Origin of the sequence: Pseudomonas sp. EA_35y_Pfl2_R111 (assembly GCF_963970955.1) — a bacterium.
Classification (GTDB): domain Bacteria; phylum Pseudomonadota; class Gammaproteobacteria; order Pseudomonadales; family Pseudomonadaceae; genus Aquipseudomonas.
The window spans coordinates 1,788,736-1,804,977 of the sequence record NZ_CAXAOM010000001.1 but is presented as its reverse complement, the minus strand read 5'-3'; the positions used below and the strand labels follow the sequence as shown (position 1 = coordinate 1,804,977).

The following is a 16,242-nucleotide window of genomic DNA, read 5'->3' as shown; positions in this document are numbered from 1 at the left end:
ACACGTTAAGCGAACTCACAGACCACCGATCCTTCGCCGTCCAGGGTGGCGTGCACGCGTTGCAGGCTTTCGCCGCTGGCCATGGCGTCGAGCAGACGGTCGACCACCAGCGGTTGCAGGTGTTGGTCGATCAGGTGATCGATCAGGCGTGCGCCGCTGTCGCTGTGGCTGCAGCGTTCGGCCAGATTCTCCAACAGGGCAGGCGCGTAGCTGAACTGCAATTGGCGACGTTGCAGGCGCTCAGTGAAGCGCTCCAGCTTGAGGCCGACCAGCTCGTTGAGCACCTCGCCATTGATCGGGTAGTACGGCACCACGCGCATGCGGCCAAGCAGCGCCGGCTTGAAGTGCTGAGTCAGGGTCGGACGAATCGCTTGTTCCAAATCTTCCGCATCCGGGCGCTGGCCGTTCTGGCAGAGGCTGGCGATACGCTCGCTGGCCAAGTTGCTGGTCATCAGGATCAAGGTGTTGCGGAAGTTGATCTCGCGGCCTTCACCGTCGTTGGCCACGCCTTTATCGAAGATCTGATAGAAGACGTTCATCACGTCCGGGTCGGCTTTTTCCACCTCATCAAGCAGCACCACCGAGTACGGCTTCTGCCGCACGGCTTCGGTGAGCATGCCGCCTTCGCCATAGCCGACGTAGCCGGGTGGTGCGCCGATCAGGCGGGAAACGGTGTGCTTCTCCTGGAACTCTGACATGTTGATGGTGGTGAGGAAGCGCTCGCCGCCGTACAGCAGATCGGCCAGGGCCAGCGCAGTTTCGGTTTTACCGACGCCGCTGGGGCCGACCAGCAGGAATACCCCGACCGGCGCATCGGCGCGATTGAGGCCGGCGGCGGTGGCGCGCATCGAGCGGTCCAGCGCGGCGATGGCTTGTTCCTGGCCGCGTACGCGCAGGCCGAGGTCGCGGGCGAAGGTCAGCACCTTGCTGTTGTGCTCGCGGGCCAGCTGGCTCAGTGGTACGCCGGTCCAGTGGCTGATCACTTCGGCGACCAGGCGCGGGCAGACCTCGAAACTGACCAGGCGCTCATTCACCTGGGCGCTAGCCAGCTCGGCTTGCACGGCGCGCAGTTCGTCTTCCAGTTGCTCCAGCTGCACCGCCTGGCCGTCACTGTCTTCAGCTTTGGCTTCGGTGTCGCTAGGGTTGTGGCGCAGGCTGGCGCATTGCTTGCGCAATTCCAGCAGGCGCTCGGCCAGTTCACGCTGCACCGCCCAACGGGTTTCGATCTGCTCCAGCTCGGCGCGCGCCTGGCCCAGGCGTGCTTCGAGCTGTTCGAGGATTTCGCTGTCGATCTGCAGGCCGGCTTGCATATCGCGGCCCATGGCCTCGCTCTGCCGTTCACCTTCGGCGATTTCGCCGCGCAAGCGCTCCAGCGCTTCCGGGGCGGCGGCCAGGCTGATGCGCACACGGGCGCAGGCGGTGTCGAGTACATCAACGGCTTTGTCCGGCAGTTGCCGGCCGGCCAGATAGCGCGCGGACAGCTCGGCGGCGGCGACCACGGCGTCGTCACGCAGGTAGATGCCGTGGCTTTTCTCGTAGACAGGCGCCAGGCCCCGGAGGATGGTCACGGCTTCATCGACTGTCGGCTCATGCAGCTGCACCAGCTGGAAGCGGCGGGCCAGGGCCGGGTCCTTCTCGAAGTACTTCTTGTATTCGCTCCAGGTGGTGGCGGCGATGGTGCGCAGCTCGCCACGTGCCAGGGCGGGCTTGAGCAGGTTGGCCGCGTCGCCGCTGCCGGCCTGGCCGCCGGCACCGATCAGGGTGTGGGCTTCATCGATAAACAGGATGATCGGCTTGGGCGAGCCTTTGACTTCATCGATCACGCCCTGCAGGCGGCGTTCGAACTCGCCTTTGACGCTGGCGCCGGCTTGCAGCAGGCCGAGGTCCAGGCACAGCAGTTCGACCCCCTTGAGCGCGGCCGGCACTTCACCAGCGGCAATACGCAGGGCCAGGCCTTCGACGATGGCGGTTTTGCCGACACCGGCTTCGCCGACCACGATCGGGTTGCTTTTGCGGCGGCGGGCGAGGATGTCGATCATCTGGCGAATTGCGCCGTCGCGGCACAGCACCGGGTCGAGCTTGCCGTCACGCGCCTGCTGGGTGAAGTTGTGGGTAAAGCGCGAGAGGTTCGATTCGCCACCGGTTGCGGGTTTACCTGCGGCGGTTTGCGGCTGCTGAGCCATGGCGAATTCGCGCAGGCGTTCGGCATTCAGCTTGGCCAGCAATGGTTGGTAGTGGCTGCCGGCGTAGCGCATCGGATTGCGCAGCAGGGCGAGGATCAGCGCGGCTTCATCGACCTGGCTCTGGCCGAGTTCCAGGCTGGCAACCAGCAGGGCGTCCTGCAGCCATTGCACCAGTTCGGTGGCAAACACCGGGTTGCGCGATTCGCTGTGTTCGCCACGCGGTTGCAGGGCGCGGGCCAGCTCGCCGGCGTCCACTTCGGCATCCTGCAGGGCGCGCGGCAGCAAGCCTTCCGGGCGCTCAAGCAGGCCGAGGAGCAGGTCTTCCACCAGAATCTTGCTGCCGCCACGGACTACGCAACGTTCGGCGGCGCATTCCAGGTCATGTTTGCTGGCAGCGTCGAGGGCTTGCACCAGTTGCTGTAAATCGACGTTGATCATTTCATCAATCCTTAATGAGCTTTGCTGCCGAGGGTGACCACGCCGTCGGCGTTTTCACGCCCCAGCCAGGTGGTCCAGCCCAGCAGGCAGGGGTTGTCCGCGCCGAGGCGCAATTCGCGTATTTCGTCCTGGCGCAGTTCCAGGCGTATGTCGTAATCCAGCGGGTCGCGCAGGGTGAAGCGCACCAGCGCACAGAGCGGTTGGTAGCCGCTGCCGATGGGCAGAAATTCATGGAAGCGGTCCCAGTTCAGCTGGCGTACATGGATGCGGAACTTGCCGCCGCGATCCCGCACGAATTCGCCGAGCACCAGGCTCTCGCCGAGTTGGCTATTGGCCAGACCCAGGCGGTTGCGCTGCTCGCCGAGGATTTCCACCTGGCGCTCCAGACACTGCTCGATATGCAGGTCGGCGTGCTTGAAGTAGTAGCGCAGCACTGACTCGATCAGTGCCGCCGAGTGAGCGCGCAGGCTGAGCAAACCGAGGTAGGGCAGCAGGCGTTTCCAGTTCAACTCTTTAGCCTGGCGAATGGTTTCGCCGCCCAGGCCGATCAGAGCAAACAGCTGGGCGGAGAACGCATCGACCGCACCGCTCTGGAACCGCGAGTGGTAGCGGTACTTCTGCCAGGTTGGTAGCAACAGGCGCTGTAGGCGGTTGTTGAACAGGTCGAGGAAGTCGCGGGTCGGGTTGCCATCTTCACTGTCGCCCAGCGCTTGCTCACCGTAGAACGCTGGCAGTGGTGAGCCGGCGCCAAACAGGCTGACCAAGTTGATGCGCATGCGTGCGCGCAGTTCGCCGTGCTCTTCAAAGAACTGCACGCGATCGATATCGCTACCGGGGAACCCCATGCTCGGGTTGGCCTGCAGTTCCAGTCGCTGATACAGCGCTTCTTCATCCAGGTCAGGATGAGCAGCGTGCAAGCGTTCCAGCACCAGCTGCACACCCTGAAACAGGCTGTACTCGCGGATGCCCTGGCTAAGCCGGGTGAGACCCGGCTCAAAGTCTGCTGCGCGTCGGCCAGGCGGCGTTGCAGTCGGACTCAGAATGCTCATTTACACCTCGTAAACTGCGCTTCTTCGCCCGACTGCGCCTTGCCTAGCTCTAGCTCGCATGCCTTTGCGCAGGGTCTCATAGCAGGGGCTGTAGCCCCATGCGCGGCGTCCATTGGTACACCTCTCCCTGTGTGCTCTGTACGCGCAGCTCGTGGTACGAGTTCAAGCTGGCATACAGGGCGAAAAATTCATTGAGTACGGTGGCGAAGAGGAACAGGTCACCCTCGCCGACATAACCCTCGGGGTTGATCGTCAATTGCGTGCGTACACCACGCACCGGCAGGCCGCGATGCAGGCGGTCGACGTGCTGGTGGCTGATGCTTTTCAGGCCGTCGAGCAGGCGCTTGCTGACCTTCTCTGCGTGCTGGTCGTAGTAGCGCGGCAGGTCGTAGGTTTCGAGAATTACCTTGAGCGCCTCGACGTTGGCCAGCGACAGGTAGTTCAGCGACATATTGCTGATCAGCTTCCACAGAAAGTCGCGGTGCAACGGCGGCGCGTAGCTCGGGGTGACCGCGCTGATATTGCGGAAGGTGAGGAACTCCGGGGTGTCCTCGCAGGGCATGCAGATATCACCGAGGCCCAGCTGACGTGGCAGGTTCTGGTTGGTGCAGGTCAGTTCGATGGACAGCGTTTCATGCTGATCGAGGTTGCGCAGTCCGAAGCTCAGGTAGGTTTCCAGGCCATCGCCAAGCAGCGAAGGTTGCTGGCGCACGCTGTAGTGCGGGCGCGCCAGGGGCACGTCAAAGCTGGCATCGTGCTCGAAGGATTCGAACGGCACGTACTCTTCATACCCCTTGCCGCCGGGCTTCCAGCCGGTGACGCGATCCACCGAGAACACGCCGCAATGCTCGGAGTCGAGCTCCGATGGCAGCAGCAGGTACTGATCCTGCTTGCCGTCCAGACGAATCGGGATGGCGTCGTGGGCGAACAGGTTGACCACAGGCGTGCAGTACAGGCGCACGTTATCCAGGGTCGGGCGGATACGTTGCACGCCGGCCTTGTGGATATCAAAACGCAGTTCGATGCCGCGCGCCTGTTTGAGCACGTCTTCGGGGACGCGCTTGAGCGCATCCAGGCCGAGCAGGTCGACAAACAGGAACTTGTCCTGGAAGGCGAAGTATTCCTGCAGGTAGCGATAGCCGCGGAAGGTATTCAGCGGGTAGGGGATCAGCGCCTGATCTTCGGCAAAACCGACAGGTTGGACATTGCTGCTGGGTAGGCTCAAGGCATCCAATGGACGGCCGAGGGTGTCCTGCAGTGGTTTGCCCGCGGCATCGAGCAGCACCAGCTGTATACCGCCAAGGTGGCGCAACAGGCTGAGGTACAACAGCTGGCTGATATAGCGCTCGCCAGCCAGGTGTAGGCGCAACTGCTTGAGGTTGAGTTCGCCAAGGTGGCCGTCAGCGGTCATGCCGAGGCGCAGGCTGAGCATCGCACCAGCGCCCTTGATCGAGTAGTCCAGGCCATTCAGTGCCAGTGGTAGCACCTCGGTGGCAAAGGCGGTGCGAAAACGGCAGGTCACGCCCTGGATCGGCTTGGATTCCACAGGTGTATGGCGTGGCACCAGCAAGGCACCGCCCGAGCGTTTGAGTGGGTCGAACTGCAACATGCTGAACGCCGGCAGCGGGCGCATATAGTTCGGCCACAGCAGGTGCATCAGCGAATGGGTCAGCTCCGGCAGCTCGTCATCAAGCTTCTGCCGCAGACGTCCGGTAAGAAAGGCGAAACCTTCCAGCAGCCGCTCGACATCCGGGTCGCGCCCGCTCTGCCCAAGAAACGGCGCCAACGCCGGGCTGCGCTCAGCAAACCGCTTGCCGAGTTGGCGCAGGGCGGTGAGTTCGCTCTGGTAGTAGTGGTTAAAAGACATTCAAGGTGCTCATCCGTGGGCGTTGATCATGGACACAGAGTCGTGTCGCTGATTCTCCAGTTGTATATAGCGTTGCCTCGGCGCTCGTGGTGCGAGCGTTCGAGGAGGGCTAGGAAACGTGGCTTGTCCAGTGAGTGGGAGCGGCCATTCGCGGCGATATTGAGGCGATAGGTGTCCGGGAAACTGTTCTGCAGCTCGTCGTCGAAGGAGATATAGGACAGCACTTCGGTGACTTCACCCGGCGCCAGGAGTTGGTCCTGTACGAAAGGTTCTTTGGCATTGGAGTATTCGTGGGTGGTGATGTTTACCGGGTAGGCGCAGGCGTTCTCGAAGTCGGCAATAAACACCGTTTTCGATTGCGCGGTGCAACCTCCGAGAACGAGGAAGCAGAGCAGAGCAAATGGCTTAGTCATCGAACTGCACCCGCGTTAGCCACAGCAAGCCCTTGACGTCTTGTTCCGAGGCAACGGAGCGGCTCCAGAAATTCTGGTATCCAGATGGGCCACTGGGGTAGTCGGAGTGGTAATGCATCACATCAATTTCCCCGCTGCCCGGCACTGGGTGGTTTTCCAGCGGGGATTGGGTCAGCACTGTGGAGGTTTTCTTGTGGCTCCAGGAGTATTCCGGGACCAGCCCGCCGTCGCCGTATTCGTTAAGGATTAGATGACCCACTTCATGGGCGGCAGTGTGCTCAAAATCGCCGTCGGCGAAGTCCGCCGGGTATCTCGCGGCGCTCCAGAAACCCTGGTTGTGATAGATCTTCTTGAACATGGCAAAGCTGGTGGAGCGGCCGAAGTCGGCATCGAGCGCCTCGATCAAGGGAAAGTTCTTGGCGCTTGGCTCGACGTTCACGTCTGCCACCACTGTCACTTTGTAGGCGCCCTTGGCTGTTTGGATTGCTGGGCCTATACCTGGCGCACGACTGCCATTACGCGACCAGTAGCGTTCGATACCGGCCTTGGCCATGGCCTTGAGTTGGGTAAAGGTTTTCGCCGTCAGCTTGGCGTCCTTGCCTGACACGCCGCCATCGGAAAAACTCGGCCGAACGGTGATCTCGACTGTCTTGGCGTTGCGGTCGATGCGGGCGTCGACCCAGTCGATTTCTTCCGCCGAGTTGTCCAGGCGCAGCTCGGCGATCTGGCGCTGACCGCCTTTATGAGCGGTCAGGCGGATACAGAGGTTCGGGCTCTTCAGCACTTGGGTATCCAGTACCCCGGCCATGTCGTAGCCGTCCCACTGCCACGGATGTTTGCCTGCAGGTAGCAATGCAGAGGTATCCGACTCGGAATAGAGAAGTGTGCTGCCGTCGAAGACTTCCAAGGTCAGGCTGTCCGCCGCTTGCTTGCGGTTGTCGACGAGGAAATCAATGCTTTCCTGGTTCTTCGTCGTCGCGCCAGCGAGTTCGTCGTAGTCAGGGATTTCCAGTGGGGTCAGCAAATGGTTGCCGCCCGACTTGAGCTTGAGGCGGTAGTCCAGCTCAATGGCCTCCTGCTTGGCGTTATTCGCCTGGCTGGCAGTCGCGGCAGCTACCGGGGTTGTGCTCGCCGCGGCTGCGGAGGATTTACCGCCACCGCCACCGCCACCGCCACCGCCGGATGCGGCTTTCGGCGCAGCAACCGCTGCCATCGTCAGGGCTGCAACGGGGCTGACGGCAGCGCCGCCGCCACTGGTACCGATCAGCACCGTCCCCGAACCCGCGATAACCGGATTGCCATGGTTGCCCACGGTGCCGAGCACGGTGGCTGGCTTGTTGTTGATCAGCACGGTGGGGATGACTGCGCTGGCCAGTGAGCTGCCGCAGCCGGTGGGGTCGCCCATGCGCGCCGCGGGCAGGCTGTCGAACAGTACGTCGGGGGAGCCGGCGACAATCGGATTGGTGCCGTGGCCTGGAATCGGGCAGGCAGTGGGGTCGCTGACGCGGGCGGCGGGTTTACCGGACATGGGCTCTCCTTAATTGACCTTGACCTGTCCGCTGCCATCCAGGCGCGCGGAGAAACTGACTTGGCGTTTAAATCCGTCCACTTCCAGCAGGCCTTCGATGGCAAAGGCCAGGCTCAGCGGGTTGTTGTCGCGGGGCAGGGAAATCACCCGCACTTCGCTTAAACGCGGTTCGTACGCTTCGATAAAGCGTTCGATAGCGATACGCGCCTGCTGCAGCGAATCGTGCAGCGACAGGCGCATATCGTTGAGATCGGGCAACCCGTAGTCGGGCAGCGTTTGCACGCTGCCCGCCCGGGTGCTGAGCATTTTCGCCAGGTGGGTAGCCACCGACGCCATGGCGGCAACCTCGCGGCTCCAGCCAGCACGCTGGCTGGCTTCACCGCCGAGGCGTTCGAATAGGCTTCCGTAACCTGACATAAGGATGCTTATTCCTTGTCCAGCTTGCCGACGAGCGACAGGGTGAAATCGGCACCCATGTACTTGAAGTGCGGACGCACGTTGAGGCTAACGCGGTACCAGCCCGGCTCACCATCAACATCACTGACGATCACCTGAGCGGCGCGCAGCGGACGACGGCTACGCACTTCGGAGCTCGGGTTTTCCTGGTCGGCGACAAACTGGCGGATCCACTTGTTGAGTTCCAGTTCCAGGTCGGTGCGCTCTTTCCAGGCGCCGATCTGCTCGCGCTGCAGCACTTTCAGGTAGTGGGCCAGACGGTTGATGATGAACATGTACGGCAACTGGGTGCCGAGCTTGTAGTTCAGTTCAGCGGTCTTGCCTTCTTCGCTGATGCCGAAGAACTTCGGCTTCTGCGCCGAGTTGGCGGAGAAGAACGCGGCGTTGTCGCTGCCTTTGCGCATGGTCAGGGCAATAAAGCCTTCTTCGGCCAGCTCGTATTCACGACGGTCGGAGACCAGCACTTCGGTCGGGATCTTGGTTTCGATCTCGCCCATGCTTTCGAAATGGTGCAGCGGCAGGTCTTCTACCGCGCCACCGCTCTGCGGGCCGATGATGTTCGGGCACCAGCGGAACTTGGCGAAGCTGTCGGTCAGCTTGGAAGCGAAGGTGTAGGCGGTGTTGCCCCACAGGTAATGCTCGTGGCTGTTGGCGACGTTCTCTTTGTAGACGAAGGTCTTCACCGGGTTGTCTTCCGGGTCATACGGGTTGCGCAGCAGGAAGCGCGGTACGGTGAGGCCGACGTAGCGAGCATCTTCCTGTTCGCGGAAGCTCTGCCATTTGGCGAACTGTGGGCCTTCGAAGTGATCCTTAAGATCCTTCAGGTCCGGCAGGCCGGTGAAGCTTTCCAGACCGAAGAATTTCGGGCCGGCAGCAGCGATAAACGGCGCGTGGGACATGCTGGCGACACTGGCAACGTATTGCAGCGTCTTGACGTCCGGAGCGCTCGGGTCGAAGAAGTAGTTGGCGATCAGCGCGCCGACCGGCTGGCCACCGAACTGGCCGTATTCGGCGGTGTAGATGTGCTTGTACAGGCCGGACTGGGTGATTTCAGGGCTGTCTTCGAAGTCATCGAGCAGATCCTGCTTGGAGGCGTTGATGATCTCCAGCTTGATGTTTTCGCGGAAGTTGGTGCGATCCACCAGCAGCTTGAGGCCGCGCCAGGAGGATTCCAGCGCCTGGAATTCAGCGTTGTGGAGGATTTCGTCCATCTGCCGGCTGAGCTTGGCGTCGATCTCCGCGATCATGCGGTCGACCATGGCCTTTTTCACCGGCTCATTTTCGTTCTGCGGCTTCAGCAACTCTTCGATAAAGGCCGACACGCCACGCTTGGCGATGTCATAGGCTTCGTCGTCTGGAGTCAGTTTGGTCTCGGCAATGATGCGATCGAGGATGCCGAGGTCGGCGGCGCTGCGACCGCTTTCTACTGCTGCACTAGTGCTCATGAATTAGCTTCCTTGTTAATTGAATCAGGAGTCCAGCTTGCCTTGGGCAGCCAGGCCGAGTTCGCCGAGTACGCGGTCACGCGAGTCGTCGTCAGCCAGCACGCTTTCGATGGCTTTGCGGAAGGCCGGGGCATTGCCCAGTGGGCCTTTCAAAGCCACCAGGGCGTCGCGCAGTTCCATCAGCTTTTTCAGCTCAGGGACCTGGTCGACCACATTGGCTGGGTTGAAGTCCTTCATCGAGTTGATGCGCAGCTGCACGGCCATGTCGTCGCCTTCAGCATCGTCCTGCAGACGGTTAGGCACGGCGAAGGTTAGGTTGAGTTCCTGCTTGGCCAGCACTTCGTCGAAGCTGTTTTTGTCGATGCTGATCGGCTTGCGGTCTTCGATCTTGCGATCGTCGGCGCGCTGGGTGAAGTCACCCAGAACCATCAGTTTCAGTGGCAGTTCGATCTCTTCCTGAGCACCGCCGGTGGCGGGTTTGAAAGTGACGTTGATGCGTTCCTTGGGGGCTACCGAGCCTTCTTTGGCCATGGTCATTCTCCGTTACGGTTATGGCCCGAGGGCCTAGTCCAGTACCACTTCAAGATCGAGGTGGCACAACCTGCGGTAGATCTCTTCCTTGCTTTCACGCACCGCGTGGTTCTGCGGCAACAGCTCACAACAGCTGTGCAGCATGCGCAGTACGTCCAGGGCGAGATCGGGTTCCCAGTCGCCGAGGCCGGTGGCCTGTAGCGTCTGGTCGAGCGATTCGAGTTGGGTCTTGGCCAGTTCGTATTTCTTCGCGCTGTAGCACAGGCGCGCCAGGGTCAGCTGCCAGAAGAAGCGTTCGCGGCCGCCGCGCGCCTTGGCCAGGCCGAGCTTGAGTTGCTGCACGGCGGATTTCAGGCCGTCCTTGCGCAGCTTGGGCAGAGTTTCCTGCAGGGCGATATCCCAGGCTGGCAGTGCGTTGCCGTCGGTGGCGACGGGCGTGTTTTCGCTGACTGGGGCTTGTACATGCGGCATCACATGGGAGCTGAGCCAGGCGCGGGTCTGCGCATCGGCAAAGGCGCTGCCATCGTGAAAGCGCAGTTCTTCCAGGCCGCTCATGCGCTGCATAAACAGCGCCAGCTGAATTTCCACTTCACGCATAGCCTGTTCGGCATCCAGCTCATGCAGGCATTGCCAGACCAGGTGCTGGCCGTCGAGCCAGAAGGGCGCGCGGGCGATGCTGGCTTCCAGATCGACCAGCAGATCGGCGTATTGGCCGTTCTGGTAGCGCTCCTGATAGCTGGTCAGCTTGTCCGTCGGCAGGCCGCGCAGGGCGGTGATCTGTTCGGCGTTGCGCTCCGGCAGGCCATCGATAGGCAGCCAGAGCAGGGTGCGAGCCAGGCGCAGGGCGCGTAGGTCGCTGGCCTTCTGCTTGAGCCAGTAGGCACAGAGCGGTCGGGCCTGGTCTTGCAGGCTGCGCAGGCTCTTGTGCGCTTCTTTCTCGTTTTCGATAGGCGCGCCCGGCGTAAGCATCTGGCTGGCGGCCTGCTTGACCTGGGCAATCGCCGCGCCGACGGAACCGGGCTCTGGCTGACCCTGGCTGGCACGCTTGACCAGTTCATCCAGGCGACGGCACAGCGGCAGCAGCAGCGGCGCGTCTTCACCCAGATGCTCGGCCAGGCAGGCTTCCAGGGCGCGCAGTTGTTCGGCCAGGCTGCGGAACAGCGCCAGTTGTTCGCCAATCGGCACGTGCTCGGCCAGCGCCTGTTCCAGGCGTGGGATCAACCAGCTGATAGCGGCGGCGCGGGTGCGCGGTTTGCGTGGGTGCAGCTCGGCCCAATGGTTGAGGCACAGGTAGTGCAGCAAACTGAAACCGGCCTGCAGGCCGGGGAAGGATTCGCGCTGGTAAAGCCCCCAAATCAGCCAAGAGGCGACGCGTAAATCCTTGGAATGGGCGCTGAGCAATATCTCGCTGTTTTCGCGAACCTTTTGCCAGTCAATCGCCGCCGTTTCATGCAGCGCCGTGGCCTTGCCCAGCTCGTTTTCGAGTACTTCATACTCGCTGGAATAACGCACGTCATCACCGGCAAAGTTCCCTTCATTAATAGGAAGTTTGGCCAGCTCTAAATAATGAGCAGTGAGTTTGTTTGAATAGGTCATTCCATGACTCGATTATCGCTGCGGGTAACTTACGAGAAACCGGAGGGGCTTCTGAAGTTCATCCTGTGCCGCCACAAGTGCGCAAAAAGTTGCGCACTTGAATGTGCAACAAGTTGCGCACGTCCTAGTGAGGTGGGCATCCTAGCCGCATCAACAGTGTCGGACAACCAGTGAAAGTGTGAAATATGTAACAGTGGGCGATATTCGACGATTAATAACTGGGACGATAGTTCCTGAAAAATGTGAGAACTAATGCACAAGTAAATTAATCATGAAGTTGATGTAGGGATATGCCGCTCTATATGTAAGAAATGGCTTACTGGCAAATTAGTGGCACGTCACAAAAGTTGTGCCACTGCGGCAATTAAGTGTGACGCAGTGCGGGTTTTGCTGGATTGGCGTGTGACGGCTTATCGGCGGCCGAGCCCGATCGGGCTCGACGATGAGAGACAAGCAACCGTTGGTCGGTTAGTCGCTTAAGGGGTCTGCCCAGAGGGTCAAATCGAGCTGATGTTGTTCGCCTGCCGCCAGTACACGGATGTCATCCAGCACGTTGGCGTGCTCGATACACAGCATGCCGGGCCACGCATCGGCGGCGAATTGCGAGAGCCGCTGGGCTTTGTCGACCCAGGGATTCCACAGCACGGCCGAATTCGAGCCGCTGCTGTGCAGCTGGATGCGCCGTTGCCAGGCGTGGTCGAGGATACTCAGTTGTGCCGGTGTATCGAGGTAGATGCGATCGGTCTCGCCGCTGAACTGCAGCGGGCCATTCTGCTGGCGTTGCTGCCAATCTTCCAGGGTTTCGATATAGCGGCAGCCGTGCAGGCCTTCGACCGCCACGTGATGGATATCGCTGACGGCAAAGTAGCTGTGCAGCGCCTGGCTGATCGCCAGCGGTGTGTCGCCCAGGTTGCGGCTGCTCAGCTGGATATGCAGGCGCTCATTCAGACGAATGGATAAACGCAGTTCGGCGGCGTGGGGCCAGTCGGGCAATGGTTGAGTGGCGCTGTTGTAGACGAACTCTAGGTGGACGCCGTCATCACGGCTGTCGATGCCTTGCAGTTGCCAGTCGAGGCTGCGCACCAGACCATGGGCGGGCGCGGTATCTGGCTGCAGGTGCATGGCCTGCACCACCTGTGGGTTGCGTTGCAGGCCGCCGAACCAGGGCCAGCACACCGGCACGCCGCCGCGCACGCTTTGGCCGCGCTTATAGGCGGCTTGCTCGCTGAGCCAGATCAGCGGTGGCTGGTCATCTTCCTGGTAACTGAGAATCTGTGCGCCTTGCTGACTGATCAGCAGCACGCGTGCACCAACGCGTGCGCGCCAGCAGGTCAGCTCGTCCAGCTCAAGGCGTTCAACGTGGGTTCTGGCCATTGGTGTGCTCCCGGAAGGAAGAATAAAAAGCTATTGGAGCCCAGCTTGTGTGTAGAAAGCAAAACGCCCGTCAGTGACGGGCGTTTTGTGGCTGGTGTCAGGCGTTACTTGCCGTAGATCTGTTCCGGCAGCCAGGTGATCAGTCCCGGGAACTGGTAGGCAATCACCAGCAGCAGAATCTGGATCAGGATAAACGGCAGCACACCTTTATAGATGGTGCTGGTGGGCACCGATGCGGGAGTGACGCCGCGTAGGTAGAACAGCGCGAAACCAAACGGTGGGGTAAGGAAGGACGTCTGCAGATTGAGCGCGATCATTACGCCCAGCCAAACCGGGTCCAACCCCATGGCCAGCAATACCGGGCCGACAATCGGCACCACCACAAAGGTGATCTCGATAAAGTCGAGGATAAAACCGAGCAGGAAGATCACCACCATCACCAGGAAGAACGCGCCAAGCACGCCACCAGGCAACTGGGCAAAAATGTCCTCGATCATTGCTTCGCCGCCGAAACCGCGGAACACCAGAGAGAACAGCGAGGCGCCGATCAGGATGAGGAACACCATGGCGCTGATTTCGGTGGTGCCGTAGGCCACTTGGCGCAGCTGGCCGAAGTTCAGCTTGCCCTTGTAGAAGGCCAGCAGCATGGCGCCCAGGGCGCCGAGTGCAGCGGCTTCGGTCGGAGTGGCGTAGCCGGCGAGGATCGAGCCGAGTACCGCGCCGATCAATAGCAGCGGTGGCACCAGGGCGTTGATCAGCTTGCCCCATTCAATCGGCCCGAGCTCTTCCTGCGGCAAGGCGGGTAGCTTCTTCGGTTGCAGGATCGCCACGCCGATGATGTAGAGGATGTACATGCCTACCAGCAGCAAACCGGGGATCAGCGCACCGACGAACAGGTCACCGACCGAGACGGTCTTCGGCGAGAAGATGCCCATCTTCAGTTGCGCCTGTTGGTAGGCGCTAGACATCACGTCACCCAGCAGCACCAGCACGATGGATGGCGGAATAATCTGCCCCAAAGTGCCGGTGGCGGCCAGGGTGCCGGTGGCAATCGCTGGGTCATAACCGCGACGCAGCATGGTCGGCAGGGCCAGCAGGCCCATGGTCACCACGGTGGCGCCAACGATACCGGTGGATGCGGCGAGCAGCGCGCCGACCACGCACACCGAAATCGCTAGACCGCCACGCAAGGTGCCGAACAGCCGCGACATGGACTCCAGCAGGTCTTCGGCGACCCTGGATTTCTCCAGCATCACCCCCATAAACACGAACAGCGGCACCGCCAGCATGGTCTGGTTGTTCATGATGCCGAACAGGCGGTTGGGCAGGGCGCTCAGGTAGCCGCCATCGAAGGTGCCGGTAAGAATGCCGATACCGGCAAATAGCAGCGATACACCGCCCAAGGTGAAGGCCACCGGGTAGCCGGCCATCAGGGCCGCGCAGATGCTGATAAACAGCAGAATCGCCATCAACTCAGCCATGGTTCACCTCCTCGCCTTGCAGGCGGCCGGTGAGGATATTGGCGAATTTGATCAAGTCGGAGATTCCTTGTAAGACCAGGCTGACCACCAGTACCAGGATGATGCTCTTCTGCAGGTAGACGAATTTCAGGCCGCCCGACTCGCTGGAGCCTTCCAGAGTTGCCCAGGAATTGCTGACGTAATCCCAGCTGGCCCAGCCGAGAAACAGGCACACCGGCAGCAGAAACAACAGGGTGCCGAGGCTGTCGACCAAGGCTTTACGTTTGGCGCTGAACTTCTGGTAGAAGATGTCGACGCGCACGTGGCCGTTGCGTTGCAACACCCAGGCGGCGGCCCCCATAAATACCAACGCGTGGCCATACAGCACGGCTTCCTGCAGGGCGGTAGCGCCGATGCCGAAACCGTAACGCAGGATCACCACGATGGCGGTGCCAAGCACCAGAAACAGGGTCAGCCAGGCGCAGGCTTTACCGAAACGGGCGTTGAATGAATCGATCAGATGAGCAAGGCCGAGCAAGATAGGAGGCTTATCGGACATTATGAGTCCTTATGGTTATGGGCTTTGTGGGCAGGTAGGCCGGCGATTCTAGGCAGGCCCGTACGCATGCGGCAATGGCACTACAACTTTAGTCGTATCCGCTAGGCTTGAGAGTCACTTACCCCTATGTTACTCAGGCGCGGTGGGTCCGCAGTGATCCTGTGGTCAGACCACTACAACAATAAAGGAGCTTTGCATGAAACGTCGTCAAATTCTCGCAGCAGCAGGTGTAGGCCTGGCAGCCACGGCCCTGGCCGGCTGCAAAGACAAGGCTGAAACCGCTGGTAAGCCCCAAGAAGGCGCGAGCAGCCAAACCTTCAACTGGAAAATGGTTACCTCCTGGCCGAAGAACTTCCCCGGCGTAGGCGTCGGTGCCGAGCGCTTCGCCAAGCTGGTTGATGAAATGAGCAATGGCCGCTTGAAGGTCAAGGTCTACGCCGCCGGCGAGCTGGTGCCTGCGCTGGAAGTATTCGATGCCGTCAGTCGCGGCACCGCGGAAATGGGCCACGGTGCTCCGTACTACTGGAAAGGCAAAGTGCCGGCCGCGCAGTTCTTCTGTGCTTCGCCGTTCGGTCCCAATGCCCAGGAAATGAACGCCTGGCTGCACCGCGGTGGCGGTATCGAGCTCTGGGAAGAGGTCTACAAGCCGTTCGGCGTGCTGCCGATGGCCTGTGGCTCCACTGGCGTGCAGACTGCCGGCTGGTTCAACAAGGAAATCAACTCGGTTGAGGACTTCCAAGGCCTGAAGATGCGCACCCCAGGCCTGGGCGGCGAAGTGCTGACCAAAATGGGTGGCACTGTGGTCAACATGCCGGCCGGTGAAATCTTCACCGCGCTGCAGACCGGCGCCATCGACGCCACCGAGTGGATCGGCCCATACAACGACCAGGCCCTGGGCCTGCACAAAGCCGCCAAGTACTACTACACCCCGGGCTGGCAAGAGCCGAACGTAACCTTCGAGCTGGATATCAACATCAAGGCGTGGGAAACCCTGCCAGCCGACCTGCAAGCCATCGTCCGCGCCGCCGCTCGCGATGTGAACGGCGACATGCTCGACGACTACAACGCGAAGAACATGGAAGCCCTGGAGCAGCTCAAGGGTGAGGGCGTGGAAGTACGCCGTCTGCCGGACGAAGTGCTGGCCAAGCTCAAGGAAGTGGCGGCCGAGGTGGTCGACACCAGCGCTGCAGCCGATCCGGTGGCAAGCAAGGTGTGGGCTCAGCAGAAGGCTTATCTGCAGCGTCTGTACGAATACGCCGAGCTGAACGAAAAGGACATCTACAACATTCGCGGCTGATTACTTCGTAGCGCACAGCAAAACGCCGGCTAATAGCCGGCGTTTT

At 61.1% G+C, this 16,242-nt stretch carries 13 protein-coding genes; 1 reads left to right on the top strand and 12 read right to left on the bottom strand.

Going from position 1 to position 16,242, the window contains the following annotated elements:
- Nucleotides 1-5: 5 nt before the first annotated feature.
- The 12 genes from tssH to AACY25_RS08440 all read right to left on the bottom strand — a co-directional run bounded on the left by tssH (nucleotide 6) and on the right by AACY25_RS08440 (nucleotide 14,899).
- The gene (tssH, locus tag AACY25_RS08495) at nucleotides 6-2,621 is read right to left on the bottom strand and encodes a type VI secretion system ATPase TssH (RefSeq protein ID WP_339523718.1); all 2,616 of its coding nucleotides are present in this window, start codon (nucleotides 2,619-2,621) and stop codon (nucleotides 6-8) included.
- Between the two features lie 11 nt (nucleotides 2,622-2,632).
- Nucleotides 2,633-3,670 (bottom strand): type VI secretion system baseplate subunit TssG, encoded by a 1,038-nt coding sequence (gene tssG / locus AACY25_RS08490; RefSeq protein ID WP_339523716.1) that lies wholly within the window; start codon nucleotides 3,668-3,670, stop codon nucleotides 2,633-2,635.
- 76 nt (nucleotides 3,671-3,746) lie between these two features.
- On the bottom strand, nucleotides 3,747-5,537 hold the full coding sequence (gene tssF, locus AACY25_RS08485; RefSeq protein ID WP_160013785.1) for a type VI secretion system baseplate subunit TssF: 1,791 nt from the start codon (nucleotides 5,535-5,537) through the stop codon (nucleotides 3,747-3,749).
- 26 nt (nucleotides 5,538-5,563) lie between these two features.
- Nucleotides 5,564-5,950, bottom strand: a complete 387-nt coding sequence (locus AACY25_RS08480; protein WP_339523714.1) for a hypothetical protein — start codon at nucleotides 5,948-5,950, stop codon at nucleotides 5,564-5,566.
- Complete coding sequence (locus tag AACY25_RS08475) at nucleotides 5,943-7,478, bottom strand: PAAR domain-containing protein (protein WP_339523712.1); 1,536 nt, start codon at nucleotides 7,476-7,478, stop codon at nucleotides 5,943-5,945. The genes AACY25_RS08480 and AACY25_RS08475 overlap by 8 nt, the downstream gene beginning before the upstream one ends.
- Before the next feature lie 9 nt (nucleotides 7,479-7,487).
- On the bottom strand, nucleotides 7,488-7,895 hold the full coding sequence (gene tssE / locus AACY25_RS08470) for a type VI secretion system baseplate subunit TssE (RefSeq protein WP_339409138.1): 408 nt from the start codon (nucleotides 7,893-7,895) through the stop codon (nucleotides 7,488-7,490).
- An 8-nt stretch (nucleotides 7,896-7,903) separates the two neighbouring features.
- Complete coding sequence (tssC, locus tag AACY25_RS08465) at nucleotides 7,904-9,379, bottom strand: type VI secretion system contractile sheath large subunit (protein ID WP_108489172.1); 1,476 nt, start codon at nucleotides 9,377-9,379, stop codon at nucleotides 7,904-7,906.
- A gap of 24 nt (nucleotides 9,380-9,403) precedes the next feature.
- Nucleotides 9,404-9,910, bottom strand: a complete 507-nt coding sequence (tssB, locus tag AACY25_RS08460) for a type VI secretion system contractile sheath small subunit (protein WP_090379617.1) — start codon at nucleotides 9,908-9,910, stop codon at nucleotides 9,404-9,406.
- Between the two features lie 33 nt (nucleotides 9,911-9,943).
- On the bottom strand, nucleotides 9,944-11,506 hold the full coding sequence (gene tssA, locus AACY25_RS08455) for a type VI secretion system protein TssA (protein ID WP_339523711.1): 1,563 nt from the start codon (nucleotides 11,504-11,506) through the stop codon (nucleotides 9,944-9,946).
- A gap of 468 nt (nucleotides 11,507-11,974) precedes the next feature.
- Nucleotides 11,975-12,880: a D-hexose-6-phosphate mutarotase gene (locus AACY25_RS08450; RefSeq protein WP_339523709.1), complete on the bottom strand. Its 906-nt coding sequence runs from the start codon at nucleotides 12,878-12,880 to the stop codon at nucleotides 11,975-11,977.
- A gap of 104 nt (nucleotides 12,881-12,984) precedes the next feature.
- Entirely contained in the window at nucleotides 12,985-14,361 is a 1,377-nt protein-coding gene (locus tag AACY25_RS08445; protein ID WP_339523707.1) for a TRAP transporter large permease, read from the bottom strand.
- Nucleotides 14,354-14,899 (bottom strand): TRAP transporter small permease subunit, encoded by a 546-nt coding sequence (locus AACY25_RS08440; RefSeq protein WP_339523705.1) that lies wholly within the window; start codon nucleotides 14,897-14,899, stop codon nucleotides 14,354-14,356. The genes AACY25_RS08445 and AACY25_RS08440 overlap by 8 nt, the downstream gene beginning before the upstream one ends.
- 196 nt (nucleotides 14,900-15,095) lie before the next feature.
- Here AACY25_RS08440 and AACY25_RS08435 point away from each other — a divergent pair, with 196 nt between their 5' ends.
- Entirely contained in the window at nucleotides 15,096-16,196 is a 1,101-nt protein-coding gene (locus AACY25_RS08435; protein WP_339523704.1) for a TRAP transporter substrate-binding protein, read from the top strand.
- Nucleotides 16,197-16,242: the final 46 nt, after the last annotated feature.